At 40.6% G+C, this 26,996-nt stretch carries 22 protein-coding genes; all 22 read right to left on the bottom strand.

Features of this window, described 5'->3' with window-relative positions:
- Nucleotide 1 precedes the first annotated feature (1 nt).
- Nucleotides 2-1,231 carry an ABC transporter permease gene (locus MWU84_RS19560; RefSeq protein WP_246904826.1) on the bottom strand — a complete coding sequence of 410 codons (1,230 nt, stop codon included), beginning with the start codon at nucleotides 1,229-1,231 and terminating at the stop codon, nucleotides 2-4.
- Nucleotides 1,224-1,925 (bottom strand): ABC transporter ATP-binding protein, encoded by a 702-nt coding sequence (locus MWU84_RS19555; protein WP_246904825.1) that lies wholly within the window; start codon nucleotides 1,923-1,925, stop codon nucleotides 1,224-1,226. The genes MWU84_RS19560 and MWU84_RS19555 overlap by 8 nt, the downstream gene beginning before the upstream one ends.
- Nucleotides 1,926-2,023: 98 nt before the next feature.
- Nucleotides 2,024-3,136, bottom strand: coding sequence for an efflux RND transporter periplasmic adaptor subunit (locus tag MWU84_RS19550; RefSeq protein WP_246904824.1), 1,113 nt, complete (start codon nucleotides 3,134-3,136; stop codon nucleotides 2,024-2,026).
- Nucleotides 3,137-3,221: 85 nt separating this feature from the next.
- Nucleotides 3,222-4,481: an ABC transporter permease gene (locus MWU84_RS19545; RefSeq protein ID WP_246904823.1), complete on the bottom strand. Its 1,260-nt coding sequence runs from the start codon at nucleotides 4,479-4,481 to the stop codon at nucleotides 3,222-3,224.
- Nucleotides 4,482-4,510: 29 nt separating this feature from the next.
- Nucleotides 4,511-5,758, bottom strand: coding sequence for an ABC transporter permease (locus MWU84_RS19540; protein WP_246904820.1), 1,248 nt, complete (start codon nucleotides 5,756-5,758; stop codon nucleotides 4,511-4,513).
- An 88-nt stretch (nucleotides 5,759-5,846) separates the two neighbouring features.
- Nucleotides 5,847-6,059: a hypothetical protein gene (locus MWU84_RS19535; protein ID WP_246904855.1), complete on the bottom strand. Its 213-nt coding sequence runs from the start codon at nucleotides 6,057-6,059 to the stop codon at nucleotides 5,847-5,849.
- Between the two features lie 37 nt (nucleotides 6,060-6,096).
- The gene (locus MWU84_RS19530) at nucleotides 6,097-6,630 is read right to left on the bottom strand and encodes a DUF420 domain-containing protein (protein ID WP_246904817.1); all 534 of its coding nucleotides are present in this window, start codon (nucleotides 6,628-6,630) and stop codon (nucleotides 6,097-6,099) included.
- The gene (locus MWU84_RS19525; protein ID WP_246904814.1) at nucleotides 6,630-7,358 is read right to left on the bottom strand and encodes an SCO family protein; all 729 of its coding nucleotides are present in this window, start codon (nucleotides 7,356-7,358) and stop codon (nucleotides 6,630-6,632) included. Before MWU84_RS19525 ends, MWU84_RS19530 begins: the two co-directional genes overlap by 1 nt.
- The gene (locus MWU84_RS19520) at nucleotides 7,345-7,971 is read right to left on the bottom strand and encodes a hypothetical protein (protein WP_246904812.1); all 627 of its coding nucleotides are present in this window, start codon (nucleotides 7,969-7,971) and stop codon (nucleotides 7,345-7,347) included. Before MWU84_RS19520 ends, MWU84_RS19525 begins: the two co-directional genes overlap by 14 nt.
- 135 nt (nucleotides 7,972-8,106) lie before the next feature.
- Nucleotides 8,107-8,490, bottom strand: a complete 384-nt coding sequence (locus tag MWU84_RS19515; RefSeq protein WP_246904810.1) for a cytochrome C oxidase subunit IV family protein — start codon at nucleotides 8,488-8,490, stop codon at nucleotides 8,107-8,109.
- A gap of 55 nt (nucleotides 8,491-8,545) precedes the next feature.
- Entirely contained in the window at nucleotides 8,546-9,520 is a 975-nt protein-coding gene (locus MWU84_RS19510) for a cytochrome c oxidase subunit 3 (RefSeq protein ID WP_246904808.1), read from the bottom strand.
- A gap of 148 nt (nucleotides 9,521-9,668) precedes the next feature.
- Entirely contained in the window at nucleotides 9,669-10,250 is a 582-nt protein-coding gene (locus MWU84_RS19505) for a cytochrome c oxidase subunit 3 (protein ID WP_246904806.1), read from the bottom strand.
- 5 nt (nucleotides 10,251-10,255) lie between these two features.
- Entirely contained in the window at nucleotides 10,256-11,155 is a 900-nt protein-coding gene (cyoE, locus tag MWU84_RS19500; protein WP_246904803.1) for a heme o synthase, read from the bottom strand.
- A gap of 219 nt (nucleotides 11,156-11,374) precedes the next feature.
- Nucleotides 11,375-12,085 (bottom strand): energy transducer TonB, encoded by a 711-nt coding sequence (locus MWU84_RS19495; protein WP_246904801.1) that lies wholly within the window; start codon nucleotides 12,083-12,085, stop codon nucleotides 11,375-11,377.
- Between the two features lie 242 nt (nucleotides 12,086-12,327).
- On the bottom strand, nucleotides 12,328-12,729 hold the full coding sequence (locus MWU84_RS19490) for a VanZ family protein (protein WP_246904799.1): 402 nt from the start codon (nucleotides 12,727-12,729) through the stop codon (nucleotides 12,328-12,330).
- On the bottom strand, nucleotides 12,722-13,102 hold the full coding sequence (gcvH, locus tag MWU84_RS19485; protein WP_246904796.1) for a glycine cleavage system protein GcvH: 381 nt from the start codon (nucleotides 13,100-13,102) through the stop codon (nucleotides 12,722-12,724). Before gcvH ends, MWU84_RS19490 begins: the two co-directional genes overlap by 8 nt.
- Before the next feature lie 122 nt (nucleotides 13,103-13,224).
- Complete coding sequence (sprA, locus tag MWU84_RS19480; RefSeq protein ID WP_246904793.1) at nucleotides 13,225-20,403, bottom strand: cell surface protein SprA; 7,179 nt, start codon at nucleotides 20,401-20,403, stop codon at nucleotides 13,225-13,227.
- 5 nt (nucleotides 20,404-20,408) lie between these two features.
- Nucleotides 20,409-20,990, bottom strand: coding sequence for a Holliday junction branch migration protein RuvA (ruvA, locus tag MWU84_RS19475; RefSeq protein ID WP_246904790.1), 582 nt, complete (start codon nucleotides 20,988-20,990; stop codon nucleotides 20,409-20,411).
- Nucleotides 20,991-21,056: 66 nt separating this feature from the next.
- Nucleotides 21,057-23,351, bottom strand: a complete 2,295-nt coding sequence (locus MWU84_RS19470) for an NADP-dependent malic enzyme (protein WP_246904787.1) — start codon at nucleotides 23,349-23,351, stop codon at nucleotides 21,057-21,059.
- Nucleotides 23,352-23,631: 280 nt separating this feature from the next.
- The gene (queG, locus tag MWU84_RS19465; RefSeq protein ID WP_246904785.1) at nucleotides 23,632-24,552 is read right to left on the bottom strand and encodes a tRNA epoxyqueuosine(34) reductase QueG; all 921 of its coding nucleotides are present in this window, start codon (nucleotides 24,550-24,552) and stop codon (nucleotides 23,632-23,634) included.
- Nucleotides 24,553-24,555: 3 nt separating this feature from the next.
- Nucleotides 24,556-25,887: a cytochrome P450 gene (locus MWU84_RS19460; protein WP_246904782.1), complete on the bottom strand. Its 1,332-nt coding sequence runs from the start codon at nucleotides 25,885-25,887 to the stop codon at nucleotides 24,556-24,558.
- 48 nt (nucleotides 25,888-25,935) lie between these two features.
- Nucleotides 25,936-26,958 (bottom strand): Holliday junction branch migration DNA helicase RuvB, encoded by a 1,023-nt coding sequence (ruvB, locus tag MWU84_RS19455; protein WP_246904780.1) that lies wholly within the window; start codon nucleotides 26,956-26,958, stop codon nucleotides 25,936-25,938.
- Between the last annotated feature and the right edge of the window lie 38 nt (nucleotides 26,959-26,996).

The following is a 26,996-nucleotide window of genomic DNA, read 5'->3' as shown; positions in this document are numbered from 1 at the left end:
ATTATTCGTCTCTTAAGGCTTCAATTGGTTTTATATCTGCAGCTCTTTTTGCGGGAATATAACCTGCAATGGCGCCAAAAAGTATCAAAACCAAAGTAGCACTTATGGCCATTGATATATCTATATAGGGATTTGTAATAAAGTAGTCCTTTAATTTTTCGCCCATCGAATTCAAAATAAAAACTCCAAGTAACATTCCGCAAAATCCCGAAATAGTTGTAATAAAAACAGATTCCAATAGGATGGAACCAATGACCGACTTTGGCGTTGCCCCCAAAGCTTTTCTTATCCCTAGTTCCTTTGTGCGTTCCTTGACCACAAAAACCATAATATTACTGATCCCGATTATACCCGCTATTATGGTCCCAAAGGCCACAAAGCCGACAATAATCTGTAAAACCCTAGCAAACTGTTGGTTTTGTTTTAATTGGTCCGCAACATTCCTGATAAACAGTCCGTTCTGGTCTTCTGGACTGATATACTTTTTTTCCCTAAAAAATCGATCCAAACTCCTGTCCAAGGCCATGGCCCCAGCATAACCTATCTCCGGCTTAAAAGCCACTATTATTTGATCTATTTTATCCGTATTTTTTTCTATCAGCTGTCGCGTCGTATAGGGCATATAGATCAACCGCTCCTCATTATCCCCGCCATCATCCTGAAAAACTCCAATGACCATAAAAGCACTTCCAGCAACATCTATGTATTTCCCAAGGGAATTTTCATTGCCAAAAAGGTCATTTTCTACCAGTCTTCCAATGACCACGTATTTGGTTTTGTTCTCAATATCCACCTCATTTATAAAACGCCCCTTCATCATAATGGTCTTTTCGGCATATTGATGCGCCGGGCCAACTGCTCTCGTCGTATAATTATTGGATTCATTCTTAAATTTTACCAAACCCCCTCTAGAAATCCTAGGGGTGGTATACTCCACAAACATGGCGAAATTCTGATTTATGTCGGCCAAATCACTATTTTCGAACTCTATGACCCTATCGGATTTATACCCCTTATAGGGAACCGTTGTCCTACCCGGAAATATATAAAGTACATTAGTGGCATCATCCCCAAAAAACTCGTTGAAGGTATTCACCAAACCATTTCCCATTCCAAACAAAACCACGAAAATTAGGATGCCCAATGCCACGGTAAACCCGGACAGAAAAGTCCGTAATTTATTCTTTTGGATAGTTTGAAAAATCTCCTTCCAATTATCCCTACTATACATACTGGGAAGCTCTGACCTGCGTTATTTTTTTATCCTCAACGATAACTCCATCCTTTAAATGGACAATGCGCTTGCACATGTCTGCAATATCCGGCTCATGTGTAACGATAAGTATCGTATTGCCAGCATCGTTTATTTTTTGAATAAGATCCATAACCTCGTAGGAGGTGGTGCTATCCAAGGCACCTGTAGGCTCATCCGCCAAAAGTACTTTGGGCTCAGCGGCCATTGCCCTGGCTATGGCAACCCTTTGTTTTTGCCCACCGGACAATTCACTGGGCAAATGGTCTGCCCATTCCCGCAGTCCCACTTGCTCCAAATATTTTAAAGCTTTTTCCTGCCTTTCTTTCCTCCCAACCTTCTGATAATACAATGGCAGTGCTACATTTTCCATGGCACTTTTATAATTTATCAAATTGAAGGATTGGAACACAAAACCCAAAAACTTATTCCTATACTGGGCCGCCTTTGTTTCGTTCAGGTTTTTAATTGGAACACCGTCCAAGGTATATGACCCCTCATCAAGCACATCCAACATGCCCAATATATTAAGGAGGGTAGACTTTCCAGAACCTGAGGACCCCATAATAGCAACTAGTTCCCCTTCTTCAACCGAAAAATTAATACCTTTTAATACGTGAAGGGAATTACTTCCCATTTTATAGGACTTATGAAGATCTTTAATTACTATCATGATATGTTGTATTAGGTAAGCTTTACGGAAAATACGAATATAAGACCGACTACTACTATAGTTGTTACAACCTTATGTGTTAAAGCTCTGTTAAAAAATTACGCCCCAATGGAAGCAGGTTTTATTTCGTTCCAAATTTTTATTTCATCTTCCGGCCTTATACCATTCAGGATCTCAATATAGATTCCATCGCTTACCCCCAATTGAATGTCCCTACGTTCAAACTTTTGGGCACCTGTAGCAATTTCCACAAATGGTCTTTTGGTATCCGGATCAAATTGGATCAAGGCTTCCTTCACCGCCAGGACACTATCCGCCTTGGCCAAGATAATGGAAGCATTGGCACTTAGTCCAGCCCTTATGAAGATGGAATCGCGCTTTTTCAGGGTTCCTTTTATCTCAAACTGTATAGCCCCATTTTCTACTTTTCCTTTCGGGGCAATATAGTCCAAGACGGCATCGAAAACCTCATTCTCAATGGCTCCCACAGTAATTTCCAAGGGTAGGTTTTCCTTTATCTTGCCTACTTCAGATTCATCTACCTTGCCTTCAAAAATCATCTTATCTACATCAGCAATGGCAGCAATGGTAGTACCCTCATTAAAATTATTGGATTCAATGACCTGATTTCCTACCTCTACCGGCACTTCCAAAACCATTCCGCTCACCGTTGCCCTAATCAAGGTATTGGCCTCATTGCCGTAACCTTTGGTAGTCCCTGTCTTAACTATATCAAATCGCTTATTGGCAGCAGCATAGGACTGTTTGGCTTGGTCATAAGCAACTTCTGCCTCTTCCAAATCCACTTTGGAAATAACCCCTTTATCGAATAAGGTTCTTTGCCTTTCCCAATTTCGCTTTTGATCATCCAACGAAATTTTGGCCTCCTCAATCGTATTCTTGGCCTCGTTTAAGGAAGATAGGTTGGGAACTACCTTTATCTTGGCAATTAGATCGCCCGACTTAACATAGTCTCCCCCCTCAACAAAAACTTCCTCTATGACCCCCGAAATATTAGGTTTTATCAACACCTCTTCCAAAGGCAGAATACTCCCTGTAGCCACAGTTTTCTTGATTATGGTCTGTGTGGATGGCTTTTCCGTACTGTAGACCACAGGATCCTCGGCATTCTTTTGATACAAGTAATAAAGGGCCCCAACGCAGCTAAAAACGATAAATACTAAAATTATAACAGTAACCGACTTTTTCATTTTTTTGATTTGATTTTGATTGAATGATTTCTTTTTATATTGATATTCCCTTCCGCGATCTTACAGCTCATTATGCAACAATTGGCTATTCCGTTCTCAGCGCCTCTATGGGCTTGATTTTTATGGCACTTTGGGCAGGTATAAATCCCGCCAATAGACCGGATACCACCAAAATAATCAAGGCTACAAGTACGACCCCTAGACCTACACTTGGATTTACAAACATCTCGATTGGCCCGTTACTTGCCAAAAAATAATTTATGAGGTAGATGACCAGGGCCCCAAAACTGATGCCGGCCATCCCCGATATTATGGTCAAAAAAATAGATTCCATAATAATTTGAAGCTTTATGGACCATGGGTCTTCACCCAACGCCCGCCGTATACCAATTTCCTTGGTCCGCTCCTTGACCACTATCAGCATAATATTGCTTACGCCTATAACACCGGACAACAATACCAATATACCTACAAAATAAGCGATCCAGCGCATGGCCTTAAACAGGCCCAAAACCCTGTTGAACTCTTCATACAGGTCAAAATGCCCAACTGCCCTAAGGTCTTGGGGATGAATTTTTTGATTTTCCCTTACCACCGTAAATATTTGTTCCTTTAACTGTGTGATCGAAGAATTGTCATTGGCGGTAATGGCCATCCAACCCACATTGTTCCCTTGATTGAAAGCTTGGGAAAAGGAGGTAAAGGGAATAAAAATTTCTTTTTGGACTTCCTCGGCATTACCATCGTTGGAATTCTTTTTATAGGTGCCTACAACCATGAAATTCACGCCCTGTATCTTAATATAGGTGCCTATTGCCTCTTCCCCTACATCATATAAGCTGGCACGAACCCCTTCACCAATTACTGCCACCTTTCTTTTTCCTTCAATATCCAATTGGTTAATAAATCGGCCAGAAGTGATTCCCATTGGATCTTGGTTTATAATATCCGGATAATCTCCATATACATTGAAGGCCCCCGTTTTTATACCACGCACCACATTATTGGCCCCATTAAAACCACCCAATTGGTTTCTAGGGGAGACAAACCTAAGATCTGGTACTTTCTGCCTTATGGCCGCTACATCCTCCAATTTAAAAGTAAAGCGCCGCCCCTTTGGTAATCCTTTATAGGCCATAGACGTTCCTTGGGTCCACATAAACATGGTGTTTGTGGCAATATCTCCAAAATTGGACCGTATACCATTTTCCAGCCCCTTGCCTGCCGCCAATAGGACAATCAATATCAAGATACCCCAAAAAACACCAAATGCCGTTAGGACCGTCCTAAACCAATTACTGGTCAAAACTTCCACAATCTCTTTCCATCGATCCTTATTGAACATATCTAGTGGATATATATTAGTTATTAATTCTATTCATCCCTTAGGGCCTCAATTGGCCTTATTGTAGCAGCACGCCATGCCGGAAAAAAACCAGCCAAGGCCCCGGCTATTATGAGTAAAAAAACAGTGTTAAGTGCCACTTGGAAATCAATCGAAGGGTTTAGCACATAGTCGATATGGAGGGAAGGCCCTACAAATTCCAACAAACCCATGCTAAATATCAGTCCGGAAAATCCTGCTACGCTGGTTACAAAGATTGCTTCGTGCAATATCATTCCCACAATGGTCCTAGGCCTAGCACCCAATGCCTTCCTTACTCCTATCTCCCGGGTTCTTTCCTTTACAATGATCATCATAATATTACTAACCCCCACCACTCCTGCCACAATAGTGCATATCCCCACGAACCAGAAGAAAAATTCAATCCCTCCCGTTAAATTTTGAAATCGCTTTACGGCTTCAAGTGTATTAAAAGTATTTATAGCACTGGGATCGGTTGGCGCTACCGTATGCACCTCCTTGAGATACGTTTTTATATCTTCGGTTAATTTCACGGACTTTGCAAGTGTTTCGTCCAAGTTGGAAGAGGGTTTTAAAGTAAAGAACAACATATTTAGGTTATCGCTTCCGTTAAAAACACGTTGGGCGGTACTTATCGGGATAAACAGACGATCTTCTTCCCTTTCTCCCCCCTTATCCCCGTATACCCCAATGATCTGAAAATTGATTCCTGACAGCTTTAAAAATGCCCCTATGGGATCTTCTTCCCCTTTTAGCAGTTCCCGTCTAATTTTATTACTTATCACCACCACCTTGGCAACCCTTTCCTCATCACCATAATTTAAATAGCGCCCCTGTGAAATAAATTGATTTTCGATGTTCTGAAATAAGGGCGATACCCCCTGAACGGAATAGGAACCCGATTCTGTTTTATAATCGACAGTTACACTTCTTACCCTAAAAAACGGAGATCTATCCTCAAGATCTTCGCTAAATTTAGAATTGATAGCTTGGTAATTACTATTTCTTAATTGTACGGGACGACCCGGATTGAGGCCCTTATATTCCTGTGTAGTTACCTGTGTCCATACTCCGATCCTATTACTGGCATCATTTTCAAATTCCTTGGCAATACCATTTTGCATGCCCTGCCCAAAAGCCAATAAAACCACTAAAATAAAAATACCCGAGGCTACGGAGACACCGGTAAGAAAGGTACGAAGTTTATTTTTTCGTATGGCATCAAATATTTCCTGCCATCTCTCAATATCAAACATAGGCCCAATAATGTTTTTTAAATAAGACCTATGTAAAATGAAATTGTTACAGGTGTAATTCTAAATAAATGTTAAAATTGACGTGGAATTAGGCTTTCATCCTTTTGTAGATAAAGAAAAATAAACCGGCCACCAATAGATATGGAATGGCCATAAGATAAACAATGCCATTATTGATTCCTTTTGCAGTAGCTTCACTCCCTTCACTTTCCAAAACCGCCCTACACATGGCACATTGGGCTTCGGCCAATTCCGGCACCAAGATAAAAACAAAAGTTAAAAGCACTACCGTATACCGCATTCCAACATTACTAGGTATTACAAACAGTGTTGGTCTTTTAGTGTACATAATAGGGAGATATCATTAAATAAACCACTACCCCGGTAACTGCTACGTACAACCAGAGCGGAAAAGTAATCTTTGCAAGTTTTCTATGCGCCGCATAATTCTTAAGGTAAGCTTTTGCATAGGTGCGCAGGACCAAAGGAATAATTACTATGGAAAGTATAATATGGGTAATCAAAATAAAGAAATAGATATATCTCACAATTCCCTCCCCTCCAAACGAGGTAGAATCCGAGGTCATATGATACGCCACATACATTACTAGAAATGCCAATGACAATAAAATGCAGCTGGTCATAAGTTTTTGATGCAGCTCCAACTTCCCATTTTTAACCGCAATAACAGCAACAACCAACAAAATTGCAGTCAACCCATTTACAGAGGCATAAATAGGCGGTAAAAAACCCAAAGGCTCCACGTTAGGCAATTTTACTCCAAAAAGAATGGCCACAACTATGGGTATCAAAATAGAAACCAAGTTGATTAATTTATTGAATTTTTTTTCCTTCAAAGCAATTGCATCCATTATTCCTTCAATAATTTTTTAATATCCTCTTTCAGTATTGATATTTGCTCCTCTTCCCCATGATCATTTTCCCCTTCCTGTTCCGAAATAGCCCCTCTGTAGTATACAATTGGATTTCCAAACTTGTCTACCCTGGAACGTATGTAACCATTTTTGTCTACCAATGCAAAAAGGCCCGAATGTTCAAACCCGCCTTCCGCATCTGGAACTTCAGCCGCAAAAATACTAAATCCAGAATTGGCCAAAGTATAAATATCGTTTAGATTCCCCGTTAACAAATGCCAGTCCATGTTGGTTATCCCATAATCCTCGGCATATTCCTTTAATACAACCGGTGTGTCGTATTCGGGATTGATGGTAAAAGAAGCCACCCCAAAATTTTCAAAATCTTTAAATTCATTTTGAATCTGAACTAAATTTTTGTTCATTATTGGGCAAATAGTGGGGCAGGTCGTAAAAAAGAACTCCACCAGATAAACCTTACCTTTATAGTCATCATTCGTAATCAACAGACTATCTTGATTCACCAAGGCAAAGGGAGGCACTTTGCGCCTTTCTCCGTTCATTTCTACATATGCCAGCCTGTCATTGGCGCTCTTTAGGTTTAACCTGTCATTTTGGACCACAGAACCACCTTTCACCCGATCAACAATTTTTGGAACAAAAATGATTCCAAAAACCAAGATCAACAATGAAACCCATACATAAGAGTATTTATTCTTTTGCATTATTCTTTTTTAAGGCCATACGATATTCGGCCAATATAATCTTCACATCATCCTCCATCTTGTTGTTCAAATCCGCCACAGAAGAAGTATCAAATCCATATTTAACGCCTTCATCCCCATCATCCTGCCTTCCCCTAAGAACTCTTTTTTTATCTATAATAAAGACATAGGAAGTACTATAATCCTTATCCAAACTTAAGTTTGTCTCAAGACCGTTGAACATTGCTTTAATCTCCTTTTCATCCCCAAATACAAATCTCCATTTGTCAACATCCGCCAATTGCTCCAACTCCTTTTTCAATTCATCTACGGCCTGCTCCGTACCTTTGGGCATGACCATGACAAATTGAAAATCATCAAACTCTTTAAAACGCTTGTATATTTTCTGGTTCAAGTTAAAGGCATTTCCCTTTTTACTTTCCACATCCTTCCCAAGAAATCCCAAAACCGTAATCTTACCTTCCAAGGAAATATTTTTCGGGGCAAAATCCAATTCCGGCACGTTCTCCGTCAAAGATGCCAATTTTCCGAAGTTTGTTATGCCCGTAGCAAAAAAAAGATATATCACTATAGGTAGGATAAATAAAGTAACCAGTACTAATGTTTTCTTCATCAAATGTATATTAGTCCCTACATTGCCCTTAGGGCGTAAAAGAAAATTGCCCCTTATAAAATCAGTACAAACCGAACAAGTACAAAAATAAAAAAGACGGTTGTTAAACCGTCTTTTTAAGCTGTTAATTATTCGTTAGAAATTCCATTTAACAAAACCGTCTTTATACACATTGTAGATATAATCTGCTTCAAAAAGGAGAATAAAGATTAGATAGGCTACAAGGAATATCGGGGTCCATACAATAGCCCTTCTCAAAGAACTCTTCTCATCCCTAAGGTGCATAAAATCCCAAGCAATATAATAGGCCTTTACCAAGGTTAAAATGATGAAGATCCAGTTCAAGACTTTCATTCCCAAAAAATAGGAATGGGTCAATGAAGCTGGCTTTAAGATCCCCAATGCCACTTCAACTATTGTTACCAGAGTAAGGAATGTTAGTACGCCCCATATTTTTTGGGTGTTGGATTTAAATTTCAACAGACCTCTAAAGATTTCGAGTTTATGTTCGTGTGCCATTTCTAATTATATTTTTTTAATGTATTCTTTTAAGGATAAAAATTATTTCAAAGTACTATACCAAGTAGAAGAAGGTAAATACAAATACCCATACCAAATCCACAAAGTGCCAGTACAACCCAACTTTTTCCACCATCTCATAATGCCCCCTTCTCTCATAGGTACCAAGAATAACATTAAAAAAGATGATCACATTTATTATAACGCCAGAAAATACGTGAAATCCGTGAAAACCTGTGATAAAGAAAAAGAAATCGGCAAACAACCTACTCCCGTACTCATTCCTCACTAGGTTGGCACCTTCCACCACAAGTGTGGCATCATTTAATTTTTTCAAAGTTTCATCCCTTGTCAAAACTGTTTTATGGCCATCCTCATTTACTAATTCCGTGCGAATTAGAACATTGGGATCGGACTTTACCCCTGCAACTACCTCATTCAAGGAGTAACTGGGCAGTGCATCTCCTTGGTAGTACCAAATTCCGTTCTTCTTTTCATGATCTACTCTTTCTTCCTGCAGGGTTTCGGCAAAATCCCTTAAGGCCAGACGTTCTCCCGAATCGGCACTCACAAATTGTAATACTCTACCACCTTTGGTTTCCAAAGCTCCAAAATCACCTTTTATAAAGGTAGCCCATTCCCAAGCTTGCGAGCCTACGAATATAGCCCCACCAATGATAGTAAGGAACATATACCAGATCACCTTAGTCTTTTGTAATTTATGCCCTGCATCAACAGCCAACACCATGGTTACAGAAGACATAATTAAAATGAAGGTCATGAATGCCACATAGTACATAGGATAATTCCCGTGAAAAAACGGAACGTGGGTAAAAACCTCATCGGCAATTGGCCAAGTTTCTATAAACTTAAATCTTGAAAAACCATATGCAGCAAGGAAGCCAGAAAACGTCAAAGCATCGGAGACAAGAAAAAACCACATCATCAACTTTCCGTAACTAGCGCCTAGAGGTTGATTTCCTCCACCCCAGACATTTTCTTCTGTACCCGTAGTAACCGTAGAATCCATATAAAAATTATAGCGTTAATAAAATTTTCACAAATTTACATTTTTTTCGGCTAAACAAAATTTTTGCCTTTTAAAAATGGCAAAAAAAACCCATTCTAAATAAGCCCTCCAATATTACCTTCTAATTACCAAAGAAATAACCCCGATTTTAGTTTACGAAATACATGAATAGAATTAAATAAACCCAAAGAATATCCAAAAAATGCCAAAAAGTAGCTCCCAATTCCAACCCGAGCATTTCCTTGGAGGAATACTTATTGCGCAAGTGATTGGCAATAACCACCAAAAGGGAAATGATACCGGCAACGACGTGTACAATATGTACTGCAGCTATCAAAAAAACATAGGACATTTTAATATTGCTAGTAGGTCCCGTAAAATAGTACCCATTGGCCACCATCTGAGAAAATCCGTTAAATTGTAATACTACAAATGCAATACCCAAGCCCAAGGTCAACAACAACCAATTGGTACATTGCCTAACCTTATCATGTTTTATGGCCTTTTTGGCCATAATATAAGTTATACTACTAACAATGATAACCATGGTACTAAACAGAAACGATGATGGCAAAGCCAAGTCCTTGATCCAATCTTCCCTAGAGCTACTAACGATATAGGCACTGGTCCAACCAGCAAATCCCATAAGCAAGCTGACAATTCCAAACCAGAGCATCATTTTCTTTGCCCTTGCATTTTTTTCCTTTCCCGTACCCTGCGTTAAGTCCATCCTTATTAAATAAATTTATCTATTACATACACCAGCTGCATTAGTGTTATATAACTTACACTTGCCAGCATTAATTTTCTAGCGGAAACATTATCTCTTTTTTCATATAAGCGAAAGGCAAAGAACAACATTACCGTCCCCATTAAAAAAACGATTATTGCCGCCACCACGGATAATTGCAACCTTCCGGTAAAACCAAAAACCGGAATGACCGAAATAATCATCATCCAAACTGTATACATAATTATTTGCAGTGCTGTACCCTTATCTTTTTTTCCGGTAGGAAGCATTTTAAAACCACCTTTCTTATAGTCCTCGTCCAACATCCAACCTAAGGCCCAGAAATGTGGAAACTGCCAAAAGAACTGTATCATAAACAAGGTACCGGGCTCTATCCCAAAATTATCGGTAGCGGCCACCCATCCCAGCATAAACGGAATAGCACCTGGGAAGGCACCTACAAAGACAGCCAAAGGCGTTTTGGTCTTTAAGGGCGTATAGACGCTTGTGTACAAAAAAATGGAGATGGCGCCGAACATGGCAGTCTTGGGGTTCAAAAAATACAAGGCTACGATTCCCAAGATTGTCATTATAACGGCAATGGTCATAGCTATGCTTACGGACATTCTGCCCGCTGGTATAGGCCTGTTCTTGGTTCTACTCATTAGAGCATCCAAGTCTTTTTCTATAACTTGATTATAGGCATTGGAAGCCCCCACCATACAATAGCCTCCAAAAGCCAAAAGTAGTACCGACGAAAAATTAATTTCCACGGCACCCAGAAAATACCCCGCTATGGAAGAAAAGACCACACTTACAGCAAGCCGGGCTTTGGTAATTTCTTTAAAGTCAGCAAAATATACCGCTATTGAGGTATTTTTTACTGAACTGACCGCTGTTTTCATTTACCTTTTTTAAATGGTTTGCAAAGATACAGCTCATTAGAATTTTTTGCAACCAAATAAACATGTTTATATCCATTAACCACCAGAGAAGTCTATTTCTTCACCACAAATCAAGGACAGACACTATTCCATTTGATGAAATAGGTGTCCCTAAAACTTTCTAGAGCAAAAAAAATCCCGAGCCTTCGCTCGGGATTTTATATATATTATGAACTTAAACTATTGTAGCTTGAATGTAATTGGAATACTAAACGGTACACGAACTGCTCTACCTCTTTGCTTCCCTGGAGTCATTTTTGGCAATTTACTAATAATCCTTGCCGCTTCTTCCTCCAAATTTTTATCCGGACCTCTCATCCTTACGTTCCCGATGCTTCCATCTTTTTGGATAACGAACATTACGTTAACACGTCCTTGAACCCCCATTTCTTGGGCAATTTCTGGATAGCGGAAGTTCTTTCCAATATGCTTCTGCATCATGGAGTTAAAACAATCCCTTAATTTGCTTTTTGGCTCATTCTCACAGCCAGGGAAAATAGGAACATCCTCGATAACCGCAAAAGGTATATCTAAATCTTCCTCTACCTCTTCCACCTCAACATCGGCTACTTCTATTACCTCTTCCTCTTGACTGGTTTCAGTAGATTCTATAACAGTCTCTTCCACTTCTTCCTCATCCTCAACTACCTCAATAATCTCTGGCGCAGCTGGTGGCGGCGGTGGTGGCGGCGTTTTAATTTGTTCGGTCATAGGAACTTCTTCGTCCAAAGTATCCTCCACATTCATAGTGTAATCAAAATTGTTCTCGTCGTCATAGGTCTTCCATTCAAAAGCTATATACGTCAATGCCATAACCAGAACAAGACCAATAACGAAATAAAGCCCGCTATTTCTAGTTAAATCTGCTTTAGGATTCTTTTTAAGTTCCATAATTCTTAATTTTTAATGTTCGCTAATTTATATATTTATTTTATCTGTTTAAAACTTTTTGTTAAAAAAAATACAAATAAATTCAAACAGGCAATTGGATTCCAAAGCATCCTTTTATTAGTAGCCAAAGGCTTTGATCGTGAGCAATTCCCAGAATCCACATACCAAATATCCATTTGACTAAGAACCAGAAGGTTGCACAACTCCGTTTGGATTACACCCCAAATTACTCAAAAAAAATACTATTTCATCCACTTTAAAGGAGTTTTTCCAGAGAAAATGTATTTTACCGCAAAACTCCCGCACAATGCCCCCAAACTATTTGCCAAAACATCTAGCAAATCGGGTTCTCTATCTCTTGTGGCCACTCCTTGTAACACTTCAATAATTATACCATAAACAATAGCATAAAGAATTATTTTCACAATAACGTTCTTCAACGGGGTATTTCTACGACCAATTTCCCTAAAGGACAAACAACCCAATGCCGTAAATCCAAAATAGAAAGTAAAATGTACAAGCTTGTCCAAATGCGGAATATCTATAGAAGGTATACTCTCTTCCTCAAAAGAAAATAAGCTGAGCGTTGTTATGAACACCACCCAGCCTATAAACAAGATTGTAAAAAAATATTTCTTAAGCACCCACAAGCTCTTTGTAATCCGCGTCACTAAGTAAGCTCTCTATTTCCGACGAATCACTTATTTTGACTTTAATGATCCAACCATCACCGTAAGGATCGGTATTAACTTTTTCGGGCTCATCCTCAAGTGATTCATTGAAAGCTATTATTTCCCCACTGATTGGAAGAAAAAGATCGGAAACTGTCTTTACGGCCTCAACCGTTCCAAAAACTTCATCCTTGTCCAAGGTTTCGTCCAAGGTCTCCACTTCAACGTAAACGATATCCCCTAGTTCCCCTTGGGCAAAATCAGTAATTCCCACTATAGCGGTATCACCCTCTACCCTGACCCATTCGTGGTCTTTAGTGTATTTTAATTCTGACGGTATATTCATTATCTAAATTTGTTAAGAAAACAAATGTAAAAGAATATCTCCTGTTAATCAAAAAACTCATTTAAAGTTTTTGGCCTACTTGGAAATTAAATTCCTTTAAGCCCAATCCTTTCTTATTTGGGCTAGTTCCCAAAATTATATCTCAAGGTAAATCCTGTATTTATAGAAGTTTGTGGGAAAGCCGTGGACACTGCAAATTTTGAAAAGGAATGATCATAAAAAAACAGGGCATTTAGATTTTTGCTCAAGGCATAGTCGGCAACGAATTTAACGGACATTAAATTTTGTCCGGAAGTAATTTGATTGTTATCTATATCCAAGTTCCTTATAATGGTAATATTATCCCGTAGGGTTACATCCGCCTTAAGATTCAAATCCCCTTTTAAACGCTGTTGTTCACCTCCTATATTGGTCACAAATTTAACATCCTTAAAACGATACCCGAGCCCCACCGTATATTCCTTACCAGTGATCTCCGTCATTAAACTATTGTCAAAACTTAAGGATAATGCCCTATCCGTTCTAATTTCCGCAAGAACACTAAGGGAGTTTTGCATTTCAAAATCTACCCTCACCAACGGGTTGAACTGATCCGTTAGCACCACATTGTTCATAATATTGACAGGTAAAAAATCTTGTGTTTCCGTATTTATTGGCTCCATCCCCTCATTAATCAATTGGGTACGCGTTAAATTGGTCTGAAAAGAATTTATACTATAGGCAGATCTATATCCATGGCTTAGGGAAAAACGCTTGAATTTTTTCTTAAACCAAGGATTGCGCATTAATCCGGTATATTTAATGTTCCAATTGGGAATCGGAATACTTCTAAAAGCATCCAAACTTACTTTATTGGGGTCCTTACCGGTATAAGCAGCAAAAAAAGCAGGTAGCAAAACATCCTGGCTTGTCTTACCATATCTTTCCGGAAAACCGTCAGCATCCACCTCCCCGGTATCCTGGTTTCTTTCTGAAACAATCCTGTTGGCTATCGTAATCCTATTTTCCTTGAAGGTTTCAAAATTGTCCGAATTAAATTCATCCCCTTGACTGAAGACGGTACCTATCATTAAAGTAGAAATACTAAAGTTGCCATAGTTATTCCCCAAAAGGTTCACATATTCAAATGCGCTGTCGCCCAAGTCCTCCACATTAAAAGTCTCTTGATAACTTTCGGACATTTGCCTATCCGCCACAAGGTCTATTGTTAAATCCCTTGTGGGTTGTGCCGTTGCGGTTATATTCAACTGTCTGTTGGTATTCTCTATATATTGCTGATTAAATTCCGGGAATGTAGTCAGCCATCCGTTTCTTGCCGCCTCAAACCTAACATCGGCCTGACTACCGAAAACAAAGCCTATGGTCGGTTTTGCCGTACCAATGAAACCAACAGACTTGGTATACCCCGGTAGTACCTTACCATTATTTTGGCTATAGGTAACATTTACACGTTTCACCATGGTAAGCACATCTATAAAAGCATTATACCCTGCATTGGACGACTTTTTAAGATCATTATTATCATTCGATGCCGGATTGCCCGCTTTATCCAAACGCAGCGGTTTAGCAACGGCCCCTTTGGTATCTTTTCTGCCCAAACCAAGGAAATCATAGAATTTTTGCATGGTCAAAGATGCCGTTAAATTATGCGTACTGGCATTCTGTACCGTATTTATATCCTCGCCGGCCACTTCACGTAAGGCATCCCCTCCCCTTTGCCAGTCAAAATTACTGGTATAGGTATATTGGGCATTAATAAAATCGAAAGCAGGAATTTTACTTAAGGGCAATTCGTAATTCAATTGCATTTCTTGTGAATGCCTGTTGGGTTCCCCTATATCGAAAAATCCGTCCCATAACCCTAGGGCCTGATTGATTTCCGAATCCGGATTTCCGTCTTCGGAAAAATAATTCCTAACAATATTATTGTTGGAAGCGGTAAGATTTAAGCGCAACGATTTTGTTAGGCTATAATTGATAGCGTACTGCCAATTGAAAAGATAATTTCTTTGTTGTAGAAATGGCAGATCCAACTTTTCAACCCCAGGTTCAAAAACATCCCTGAACTTTTGTTGATTAAAAGATCGGTTGATATTGGATTGAAGCGAAACGCTGGCGGGCAAAACATTTAAATTCAAATCTTTCAACCATTTCCAATATTTCCCAGTGAACAAGGAATCCTTCTTGGCAAAAGGTTCAACCGGAACTGGTTTAAAATTATGGTTATAGACAAAGCCCGTTACCACATTCTGATCCGTTAGCTCATCGATCTCAAAATCCCTGTGGTTCACTTCGTTGTAGGAATAATTAAAGGTGAAATTTTCAATATCATAAAAATTGGCCTCGGCTTCCTCGCTCCTGTCCTTTCTTACCCCAATAAAATTTATACTTGTCCTCTTGGTATAATCTTCTCCTTGTTGTCTAATTGCCTCGGCATCTTCCGGTGTTTCGGCAGCCGCTATACGGTCTTCCAATTTTAGATCATCATAGACAGGATCAAATTCCGGAGTAATCATCTGCTCGGAGATACCGTAATTGAAAGGTAGTTGCAAGCCCCATTTTTTTGGGAACAATTGACCAATATTCACATTGGTGACCACATCGTAGGAAATAGCATCCTCGCGTGCCCGTTCATTGGGCATTTGATCAATGGCCCCGAATCCGGAGGTACTTTTGCTACCCGTAGCGGACACATTTGCAAAATCTGCCATATTCATATCCATGGCGGCAATTGCAGCCCATCCCCCGTTATTGTCCAATCCGGAAAGACGAAGTTCATTAAACCAAACCTCTCCCCTGGCCGGAAGGTTATCATCGTTCTTAATCCCTACCATCATACTACGGATACCTCCCAAAGAGGGATTTCCACGTATACCAATACGCAATTTGCCCAATGTTCTTGGATCAAATTCATTTACCTGGACCACTTCACCATTATCTATTTCATAGTAATTTATGGTACTCAGGGTTTGGGCTGCGATTCCGGTAGATTTTACCTTGGACAGATCATCCAATGACAGGTCCAGTTCATTTACGTCTGGCCAAATTTCACTTTCCGAACTTGCGCCGTGGGGCGTTAACTGCAAGGGCAACTCTATCTGATAGAAATTCTGGGTAAAATCCGAACCGATCCTTATGAACCCAACCAAGGGTGTCTCGTCATCGGCATAATCAGAGGCTACAATCTCCTCGGCGTGCATAAACATTTTCAAACGTTTATATTGCCTTACGTCAATATCCAAATTTTTGAATACACCTCTGGAATCCTGAGATTCCAAGTTTTCTACCACAAATGACAACGACTGTTCGTTTTGCCTAATTATAGTATTGTTATTGTTAAGCCTTTCACGTATTACCCCTGGAGGCAAAACATAAGGTATTGGGGTTCGGGCTGCATTTTCCTCAACATTTACGGCATTAACATCCACCAAGGTACCATCATCGGTAGGATCCCCGTCTACCTCCGGTTGCAAAGATTTGGCATAGGTACGCCAATCTCCACGCACTAGATCCAAGGTAGCAAAACGCAATACCACATCACTTGAAAATCCCGTTAGGTACATCCGCATAAAGCTTATGGACCTAAAGTCGCTTATCCCACCAACCGCATCGGTAAAATCGGACAAAGGAATCTTGTACTGGATCCAACGCTCGTTCAAGGTATTGCCATTGGGCAAGGACCTGGTAACCCCCTCCTTAATATCTGTTACATACTTATCATTGATAGTGGTCCCTGGTTTAATATTAATACGGTACTCGTAATAACTATTAACCGTATTCATGGTACCATCCCTATCTATATCCTCTACATCTGGCAAGGTAGTGGACCCCCTATCGGAATTGCTCAATTGTACTGGGGAGTTACCATCAGGGTTATTATAATTTAGATATCTTTCCAAAATACTACCTTCCCTGTTCAGGAAGTACTCATAATTATCCTGTGCTGGGTCTTCCGCTGGACCATTATAAGTGATCCCCCCCTCAAAAGTATAGGTAGCCTCCTCTGCATCGGTTAAACCGTCAAAACCTATATCCTGCAACCCTCTATTATTCTGATCCGCATCAAAGGCATACACTAGGGATTGGGTTGCTGGAACCTTACCCCAAGATGTCTTATAGGTAAGATCATTGGAAACCGGATCTATAGGCAACCCATTTTCATATTGCTTCCTTCCATCGGGGAGAATATCCTCGGAAATATTTCCAAGGTTGATCACCAAATCCCCGGCACTTGTTGCAATGCCATCCACATAAGGATCCAACACCCAAAATTGGACGTATTCCACATTGGACTGCTCAAAATTGGTACTGCTCAACGATCTCATTATTCCCGCCCATTTATCTTGGGGCTGCTCTGTAGCAAAATTAGGATTTGCGTTGTACGGACCTTTCATTTCCGGGTAATACGCTATATCCAAAGTATTTTGGGCCAAAGTCTGCCCTTGGGCCACATCCTGATTAAAAACATCCTGTATATAAATTCTTCTAGTCTCGTTTGTTGAAATATCATCATCGCTCAAGGCCGTAGGCCGCTGATTGGAATAAAATATGGGATCCACGGTATACCAAGCCATTTTTGCCCTTCCATATCCAGACTCCACGCTATTGGCCGCAGTAGCAAATTCCACTGGCGGACTAGCCATGGACCAACCAAGAAAGGAACGGATATCAACGAGCGATTGCGCCCCCTCAAAATCGTCCAAATAAGTTGTGGTTTCCCCTTCGAAATCGGCATTCTTGGGTGAACTAGGACTTAAAAAGGCAACTTCGCCACGAACGGACAAATTGGAAGGTACATCCGTATCTATATTTGGTAATTTATTCACCAACCTGGTCAAAAATGGAACTTCCGTCGAAAAATTACTGTTCAATCCAAATATCGTATTGTTTACCGGCTCTATTCCATAATTGGATTTCTGTGTCAAAGGTTTTTCATTCAGGTTCAGCAAAGTACCTCCCAGCACAAAATTCTCATTAAACTGATGCTCCACATTTACACCTGTAAAACGTCTGGTCTGCTGTCCAAAGACTGCATTGTTCTCCACCGAAATATTGATAGGTGTATTGGATGCCTCCAAACTTGGATCCAAAATCTGCACTGTACCAGACTGGTAATTTACGGTATAATCAATGCCTTCCTGCAGCTGTCTACCCCCGGCCGTTACCCTTACCGATCCTTGTGGAACATTAAATGCTCCAATAGGAATCCCATTGGTGCCTTGTGATTTATAGGTTCCTTTTAGTATAAACCTATTCTTATCCGCATCTTGTTGCGCAGCCGCTGTAGGAAGTGCGTACATATTCCGAAAGACATACTTCTGTTGGTTAACATTGTAACCTTGATCATTATCCACATCATAGGTGCCTCCACCCAGAAGATTAAATAAGTATTCTCCAAAAGGTTCAACTTTGGTAAATATAATGCTCCCCGTTTGAGAGTCTATGGTAATACCTTCCACATAATCAAAAAAACCATCCCCTCCGCTTTGAAGATCATTATATGCGTTTAACCTATCCAGATTAAACACATCCAACAATATCCTATCTTCCAATGGCTTGGGGGTCGTTGGCCATCCCGAACCAACCCCTGATTCCGCTGGTGTAATATAATTTCTAGGAGTGGTTTCCGCATACAAAATATTCAACTTAAAGTCCTCCTGACTTAATTGATATGCTCCCGTAGCGTAAATATTCTTCATCATCAGATCCCATATAGGATCTACCACATTGGTAATATTACTCTTTAATAACTTAAGAATCAGTGTATTGTTATTTACCGGTATTTCCGCTCCGGGTGACACTGTAGTAGCATCTACACCGCCATTGGCGAACTCCCCCACCTGATAAACCTCCCCGTTGAAGGTATATTGAAAGGCAACCCCTAAGACTTCATCATTGCTCAATCTTTGGTTTAAGGATATATAGCCCAATTGTGAATTAAAACTAAAATCCCTTCCCTGCTCCAGTTTTCTAGCATTCTCTAAAATAGCATAATCAAACCCTTGATTTACGGTGTATCCAGGTACATTAAAACCTGTTTGCACGGTAGCTATATCACGAATATTACTTGTTAGGGCACCTCCCGATCCTATTTGGAGGGGATCAAAATCGTTGGCAGCATTTCTAGGTAGATTACCGGCAGCAGAACTGTTAAAGAATCCGGCAGGATCCCCGTTGTTTTGCCCTATTCTAGTTTTTCCCGGTTGCGCCTCCCCCAGATCCTGAATAGCAACAACATTTCTAATATTCACCGTTTGTTGGCTTCTATTGGTTATCCAGACTTCCAGCCTGGTAATTTGGACCTGACTCCTTATATAAGGATAGTTAACAAGGGCAGCATCGTAATTATCCCTAAAATAATGCGCCAGAAAAAAGTGTTTGTCAGCATCGTAATCCTGGGCCCTGAGCTCAAAGTCGTTTACCGTTCCACCCCCCTGTGCCACCACTGTATTGCTCTGGGACCTTTGTTCCGAAAATACGGCCGTAACCCTGGTCTTCCCGAATTGTAATTCGGTTTTTACCCCAAAAAGGCTCTGTGCCCCAGTAATCAAGGAACTATTGAGTGGCATACTAACATTACCCACTTCAATCTTTTGAAGAATATCATCCTCGGAAGGCGTATAATCCAGTTTAACCAAATTCTGGAAATCAAAGGTAGCCTCCGTATCATAATTCGCTGTTACCTGCAGACGCTCCCCTATTTTACCCAACATACTCAGGCTTATCCGCTGGTCAAAATCAAAAGAAAGATTGGTCCGGTTTCGTGGTGAAAGGGAAGGGTTATCGTTTTTTTGCCAAATAACCCCTAAATCCATGGCCACAGATCCCTGTGGTATTACCTCAATGGTATTACCTCCAAAAACACTTTCAAAAAAGCTATTATTTACATAAAAATTGGGAAGTAAATTTTTTCGAGCGGCCTCACTACCCGCCTTTTTGCCAGAAAAGGCATCTATTTTTTCCTTAAAGTAGGACTTTATGCCTTCTCGGCGAACAAGCTCCAAGTATTGGGCCGGGGTAAGGATAATTGGATAATTGATATCAAAATCCCCTACACTAACCGTATAGATATATCTATCCAGATTGGGGTCATAAGTATATTTTGAGACAATGCTGTCCGGGTTTTCCATTTTCAGTTTCCCCAGAGCAACACCAGTTTTCACTGAGTCTACTTCCTGCTCAATTGCATCTTCCCCCTCTATTTCCTGCCCAAAGGAAGTTACCGTTGCGCCCAAGAAAATAAGTAGTAGGATAGTAAGCTTAAATGATGATTTAAGATAAATTTTTGCCCCTTTTTTCAAACTTGTTATAAATTTTTAAGCGCAAATTTTATAATGTCCTCTACGCTTAGTCCGGGGTCTTGGCCAACTACTTTGTCCACAACCTTTTCAGCCTGTTTGCGGACAAAACCAAGAACCTCTAATGCAGATAACGCTTCATCTTTATTTGTATTGTTTGATGGGGCGGAAAGTTCATCAATATCATAGACTTTTAAAACCTTATCCTTGAGGTCCAAAATTACCCGTTGCGCCGTTTTGGCACCGATGCCCTTGATTCCTTGGATAGTAGGCACATCTCCAGTGGCAATTGCGTCCCTGATTTGGCCAGGGGACAAAGAGGACAACATAGTTCTTGCCGTACTGGATCCTATTCCTGAAACGGATAACAGTAATCTAAATATTTCCCTCTCGGACTTTTCGGAGAAACCGAACAAGGTATGAGAATCTTCCTTTACTTGAAGATGGGTGTAAAGTTGTATGCTTTCCGAATCCCCGATCTTTGAAAAAGTGTGCAACGAAATATTCACAAAATACCCCACTCCAGCACATTCGATAACAATATAAGTGGGATTCTTTTCAACAAGTTTTCCTTTTAAATGGGTAATCATTGGCTATAGCTGATTTCATGTTTCAAGTTCCAGACGATCTTGAAACATGAATTTATTTAAACTGTTTTATTTTCGTGTTTTGGACAATTTTCTCTTCTCCCTTTCTTGGGCATCGATAACCGCCACTGCAGTCATATTGACCATCTCATCAACACTGGCCCCCAATTGGAGAATATGTACGGAACGTCTTAAACCTACCATGATAGGACCTATAGAATCTGCTTGGTTTAATTCCTTCAGCAACTTATAGGTAATGTTTGCGGATTCCAAATTTGGAAAAATAAGGGTGTTTACTTTTTTACCAGATAATTTGGAAAAGGGGAATTTGCCGTCGTGCAATTCCTTATTCAATGCAAAATCGATTTGAATTTCTCCATCGACTACCAATTCGGGATTGTTGGCGTGCAATATTTTTACAGCCTCCTTTACTTTGGTAGCACGGGGATGTGTTGAAGACCCAAAATTGGCATAGGACAATAGCGCCATAACAGGGTTAAAACCAAAGGTGGTAGCAACATTGGCCGTCATCCTGGCGATTTCTGCTATTTCCTCTGCACTGGGATCTATGTTAATGGAAGTATCAGCTAAAAACAATGGTCCCCTTTCGGTAATCATAATGTTTACGGTAGACACTTTCTTAACGTTGGCAGCCCTTCCTATTACCTCGAACACTGGTTTTACCACCGTAGGGTATGCTCTGGAATATCCGGAAATCATTCCGTCCGCATCTCCTTCCAACACCATCATTGCCGCAAAATAATTGCGTTCCTTCATCTTTGCACGGGCCCCAAACAGACTTACGCCACTGCGTTGTCTATTTTCAAAATACTTGGCTGCATATTGATTTCTCTTTTCGTTGGTTTCATCGGCATGGGAGTCTATAACTAGAATATCCGCATCAAATTCGAGCTCCTTCATCAATTCCGCAATAACCACCTTATTTCCCAATAAAATTGGCGTCGCCAATCCTTCTTCGTAGGCAATTTGAGCCGCCTTGAGGACATCCAAGTGATCTGCCTCCGCAAAAACAATTTTTTTAGGGTTCATTCTGGCACGGTCGTGGAGCAAACGGACTATTTTGTTATCGTTCCCGGAACGCTGCAATAATTCCTCCCTATATTTGTCCCAATCATCGATGGGCATTTTGGCCACCCCGCTTTCCATGGCCGCCTTTGCCACAGCTGGTGGAATTTCTGAAATCAATCTGGGATCAAATGGTTTTGGAATAATATAATCCCTTCCAAAGGTCAACCTTGTTTGTCCATACGCGATATTTACCTGTTCCGGAACAGGCTCTTTGGTAAGTTCGGCCAAAGCCTTTACCGCAGCCATTTTCATAGCTTCATTTATCTTAGTGGCCCTAACATCCAAAGCCCCCCTGAAAATAAAAGGAAATCCCAAAACATTGTTCACCTGATTAGGATGGTCAGACCTTCCTGTGGCCATAATGATGTCCTTTCTAGTCTTTATGGCCAGATTATAATCTATTTCAGGATCCGGATTGGCCATAGCAAACACTATGGGGTCTTTAGCCATGGATAATAACATTTCTGCGGAAACGATATCTTTTATCGAAAGCCCAATAAAAACATCAGCGTCTTTCATGGCTTCCTCCAAAGTATCGATTTTTCTATCCGTGGCAAACTCCAATTTCTCCGAAGTCAGATTATCCCGGTCAGAGCGGATAACCCCTTTGCTATCCAACATTACTATATTTTTGTCCAACGCCCCAAAGGCTTTGTACAAACGGGTACAGGAAACGGCGGCTGCCCCTGCTCCACTGACTACAATGCGGGCATCACTTATTTTTTTATCCGTTAGCACCAATGCGTTCAGTAGCGCTGCGGCCGAGATTATGGCCGTTCCGTGTTGATCGTCGTGCATCACGGGAATATCCAGTTCTTCCTTTAAACGTCTTTCAATTTCAAAAGCTTCTGGAGCCTTTATATCCTCTAAATTTATTCCTCCAAAAGTTGGGGCTATTATCTTTACGGTCTCTATGAATTTTTCAACATCGGTGGTATCCAATTCAATATCTATTCCATCTATATCGGCGAAAATCTTAAACAACAGGCACTTCCCTTCCATCACCGGCTTTGAAGCTTCGGGGCCAATATCACCTAACCCTAGAACCGCAGTACCATTGGATATAACGGCCACTATATTTCCTTTGGCAGTGTATTTGTAAACATTATCCTTGTTTTTCGCAATTTCAAGACAGGGCTCGGCAACGCCGGGCGAATAGGCAAGACCTAAGTCCCTTTGGGTTGCATAAGGTTTGGTAGGAACTATTTTTATTTTCCCAGGTTGTGGTTTGGCATGATAAACCAATGCTTCCCTTCTAGTCTTTTGCTTGCTCATATAATGTTGTTTAGAATAGCAAAGTTAACAGTATTCTTTAAAAAAATAGGATTTAAAAAGGTAATCTCTCATAGTTTTAAAAGTGGTGCGGAAAAACAATTTTCAAATTCCCCAACGCTAATGACCAACCATTTAAAACCTTCCCCCAATTCATATAAAGTTAGCAACCATATCAAGGGGTTGGCCTCCCCTAACCTCCGCAAAAGGCCGGACACGCTCTACCAAGAAGAGGAATAATTTCGCATAGCGATATTGATCCAGTATTAATTTTACTTATGCCCTACTTCAGAAATTCGATATTTCTTTTTAATCCGGAAAACTTAGTGCGTTTTACGGCCGATTTTTGAAACACCTTCTTAAAAACATCTTCCGTTATTTCCTCCCAGTCCTTTTTTGTCATGGATAATAATTCGGGATTGGGATTGAATAAAGGTTCACGGTGGGATTTGGAGAAGCGGTTCCAAGGGCATACATCCTGGCACACATCACAGCCAAACATCCAATCATCCATTTTTCCATTGAATTCTGAAGGGATTTCATTCTTTAATTCTATGGTAAGGTAAGAAATACACTTGCTACCATCTACCACATAAGGTTCTACAATGGCTTGCGTGGGACAGGCGTCAATACAGGCGGTACAAGTACCACAATGATCCGTTACCCTATGGTCGTACCCCAATTCCAAATCAACGATCAGTTCGGCAATAAAATAAAAAGACCCCACCTGTTGGGTCAGTAGATTACTGTGCTTTCCAATCCACCCCAGACCGCTCCTTGCCGCCCAAGCCTTATCCAAGACGGGGGCGGAATCTACAAAGGCCCTGCCGTGCACCTCCCCTATTTCTTGGGCAATAAATTCTTGTAGTTCCTTCAGTTTGGATTTAATAACATGGTGGTAATCATGACCATAGGCATATTTTGAGACTTTATAGGCATTTTCGTTTTGGGATTGATCCGGAAAATAATTTAGAAGAAGGGAAATGACAGATTTTGAACCTTCAACCAATTTGGTAGGATCCAAGCGCTTGTCGAAATGGTTTTCCATATAACCCATTTCCCCATGCATATTTTTCTCGAGCCATTTTTCCAATCTTGGGGCCTCCTCTTCCAAAAATTCTGCCCTTGAGATACCGCAGGACAGAAAGCCGAGGCGCTTGGCTTCGGCTTTGATCATCTGGGTATGTTTATGGGTGTTGTTCAAAAATTATCGTTTGGCAAAAAGCAAAGGTACACTCTTTGGTTTAAGGGAAATTAACGGGTTGATCTCCAAGTTTTCCAAAGTACTGGATATTTTATATTTCTTTACCATTTCCGCTATGGCAATGATCATTTCATACATGGCGAAATTATTGCCTACGCACATTCTTGGACCTGCCCCGAACGGATAATAATAGTCTCCAAAATCCTTTTTATCGGCACCTCCAAAACGACTGGGCTCAAACTCCAGTGGCCTTTCCCAAAAATTGCCATATCGGTGCAATTCGTAAATGGACATAAGTACCAGCGTGCCCTTTGGAAGCGAAATCCCTTCAAAAAAATCATCTTCCGTGGCTATCCTATCAATAACATAAGCTGGGGGATATAAGCGTAACGCCTCCTCCAAGCATTGTTTAACCAATTGAAGCTGCATTACACCCTGCACAAGATCCACATTGCCATCTTCAAAATTTATCATGGAAACTTCCTCATAAACCTGCTCTTGAACATGGGGATGTTTCGCCAGGAGAAATAAGGTAAAACTAAGTGCATTGGCCGTAGTTTCGTGACCCGCTGTAAAAAGAATCAACACCTCATCCAGCAATTGGCCATCCGGCATGGGGGAACCATCTTCATATCGAGCCCTAAGAAGCATATCCAACAAATCATCGATTTCCACACTTGAACTTCTCCTTTCTTCAATAATTTCCAAAAGGAGTTTCTTTCCCTCTCCGGCCAATTGCAAATGCCTATTAATTTCACCACTGAGCCTATACCACCATTTTAGATAAGGTTGGCGCATTTCCTTGATCAACATGCGCTGATTGGCTTCAGTAATATCCTGGAGTCGCGACATTCTCTCCCTTATATCAGAACTACTGAAAAGAGATTTGGCTACAACCTGAAAGGCAAGATCGCCCATAAGCGGAAAAACATCCTGTACTTTGCCTGGTTTTATTCGTTCCAGCTCCATTAGAATAGCTTCCCGCATAACCCCCATTAAATTATGGAGTTTCTTCTTGTGAAAAGCCGGCTGCACCATTCTTCTATGTGTGCGCCAATGCTCACCATTGGAGGTCAAAATACCATGACCAATATACTTGGCCAAATCTACGGTCTGCAAAGGGGATTTTATAAACTTCTTATGCTGCTTTTGTAGAATATGCTTTATTAGGCCCGGGCTTCTGGTAAAAAGGACTATTTCCTTGGTGCTTAATTGTACTTTAAAACAATCCCCGTATTGCTCAAAATTTTCATGATGAAAGGGTAAGGGATTTTTTAGGATTCTCCTCGCATTTTTTAAGACCTGCAATCTTGATACTAGCTTCAAATTGTTCATGTAAAAGAGGTTTTTACCTGAGATACTATCCCTAGCCGGATGGCAACATTAAAATAAGCCTCCTTGGACATTCCCCTTGATCCTTCCCAAGTGCCTATATGCCAATTCCGTAACCTCTCTGCCTCTCGGGGTCCTCATAATAAAACCCTGCTGTATTAAAAATGGCTCATAGACCTCCTCTATGGTTTCAGCGCTTTCAGAAACGGCAGTAGCCAAAGTAGTTATCCCCACCGGGCCTCCTTTAAACTTGTCTATAATGGTTGTCAATATCTTGTTGTCCATTTCGTCCAATCCGTGGGCATCCACATTTAAGGCCTTTAATCCAAACTGGGAGATTTCTATGTCGATCTTTCCATTTCCCTTTATTTGGGCAAAGTCTCGGACCCGTCTTAATAGGGCATTGCATATTCTGGGAGTACCCCTACTTCTACCCGCTATTTCAATGGCAGCCTGTTGGGTAATTGGAGTCTTTAATATTTCCGCACTGCGCTCTACTATGGTAGATAGCAGTTCCGTGGAATAATATTGCAACCTGCTCTGAATACCAAATCGGGCCCGCATGGGAGCCGTCAATAATCCCGAACGGGTAGTAGCACCGATCAACGTAAAGGGGTTTAAATTAATCTGTACCGATCTGGCATTGGGACCAGATTCTATCATAATATCGATCTTATAATCCTCCATGGCAGAATACAAATATTCTTCTACGATAGGACTCAATCTATGGATCTCATCAATAAACAAAACATCCCTTTCGTCCAAATTGGTCAGTAGCCCAGCCAAATCCCCAGGTTTATCCAACACAGGGCCAGAAGTCATTTTAATTCCCACCCCCAATTCATTGGCCAGGATATGGGCCAAAGTAGTTTTTCCAAGCCCTGGAGGACCGTGAAATAGGGTGTGATCTAGGGCTTCGCCCCTTAAATTGGCGGCCTGAACAAATATCTTCAGGTTTTCCAATACTTGCTCCTGCCCGGTAAAATCATCAAAGGAAATTGGGCGCAATGCTCTTTCTATATCGAATTCCTCATTTGAAAAATTACTGGCCGTGGGATCTAGGTTCTCATTCATACTCCAACAAAGATAATGGAAATTGGAATAGTTTTTCA

The sequence above is a fragment of the Arenibacter sp. F20364 genome (assembly GCF_023015905.1).
Lineage (GTDB): Bacteria > Bacteroidota > Bacteroidia > Flavobacteriales > Flavobacteriaceae > Arenibacter.
The sequence above is the reverse complement of the archived record's forward strand: the minus strand, read 5'-3'. Positions and strand labels throughout refer to the sequence as shown.

What these genes read in the sequence shown, in the direction of transcription:
- MWU84_RS19495 (WP_246904801.1), bottom strand. Translation starts at nt 12,085, where the DNA reads ATGGAACTTAAAAAGAATCCTAAAGCAGATTTAACTAGAAATAGCGGG.
- MWU84_RS19560 (WP_246904826.1), bottom strand. Translation starts at nt 1,231, where the DNA reads ATGTATAGTAGGGATAATTGGAAGGAGATTTTTCAAACTATCCAAAAG.
- MWU84_RS19555 (WP_246904825.1), bottom strand. Translation starts at nt 1,925, where the DNA reads ATGATAGTAATTAAAGATCTTCATAAGTCCTATAAAATGGGAAGTAAT.
- gcvH (WP_246904796.1), bottom strand. Translation starts at nt 13,102, where the DNA reads ATGAATATACCGTCAGAATTAAAATACACTAAAGACCACGAATGGGTC.
- ruvA (WP_246904790.1), bottom strand. Translation starts at nt 20,990, where the DNA reads ATGATTACCCATTTAAAAGGAAAACTTGTTGAAAAGAATCCCACTTAT.
- MWU84_RS19530 (WP_246904817.1), bottom strand. Translation starts at nt 6,630, where the DNA reads ATGGATGCAATTGCTTTGAAGGAAAAAAAATTCAATAAATTAATCAAC.
- cyoE (WP_246904803.1), bottom strand. Translation starts at nt 11,155, where the DNA reads ATGAAAACAGCGGTCAGTTCAGTAAAAAATACCTCAATAGCGGTATAT.
- MWU84_RS19510 (WP_246904808.1), bottom strand. Translation starts at nt 9,520, where the DNA reads ATGGATTCTACGGTTACTACGGGTACAGAAGAAAATGTCTGGGGTGGA.
- MWU84_RS19535 (WP_246904855.1), bottom strand. Translation starts at nt 6,059, where the DNA reads ATGCGGTATACGGTAGTGCTTTTAACTTTTGTTTTTATCTTGGTGCCG.
- MWU84_RS19540 (WP_246904820.1), bottom strand. Translation starts at nt 5,758, where the DNA reads ATGTTTGATATTGAGAGATGGCAGGAAATATTTGATGCCATACGAAAA.
- MWU84_RS19460 (WP_246904782.1), bottom strand. Translation starts at nt 25,887, where the DNA reads ATGAACAATTTGAAGCTAGTATCAAGATTGCAGGTCTTAAAAAATGCG.
- ruvB (WP_246904780.1), bottom strand. Translation starts at nt 26,958, where the DNA reads ATGAATGAGAACCTAGATCCCACGGCCAGTAATTTTTCAAATGAGGAA.
- MWU84_RS19545 (WP_246904823.1), bottom strand. Translation starts at nt 4,481, where the DNA reads ATGTTCAATAAGGATCGATGGAAAGAGATTGTGGAAGTTTTGACCAGT.
- MWU84_RS19505 (WP_246904806.1), bottom strand. Translation starts at nt 10,250, where the DNA reads ATGGACTTAACGCAGGGTACGGGAAAGGAAAAAAATGCAAGGGCAAAG.
- MWU84_RS19520 (WP_246904812.1), bottom strand. Translation starts at nt 7,971, where the DNA reads ATGAAGAAAACATTAGTACTGGTTACTTTATTTATCCTACCTATAGTG.
- MWU84_RS19515 (WP_246904810.1), bottom strand. Translation starts at nt 8,490, where the DNA reads ATGGCACACGAACATAAACTCGAAATCTTTAGAGGTCTGTTGAAATTT.
- MWU84_RS19550 (WP_246904824.1), bottom strand. Translation starts at nt 3,136, where the DNA reads ATGAAAAAGTCGGTTACTGTTATAATTTTAGTATTTATCGTTTTTAGC.
- MWU84_RS19525 (WP_246904814.1), bottom strand. Translation starts at nt 7,358, where the DNA reads ATGCAAAAGAATAAATACTCTTATGTATGGGTTTCATTGTTGATCTTG.
- MWU84_RS19470 (WP_246904787.1), bottom strand. Translation starts at nt 23,351, where the DNA reads ATGAGCAAGCAAAAGACTAGAAGGGAAGCATTGGTTTATCATGCCAAA.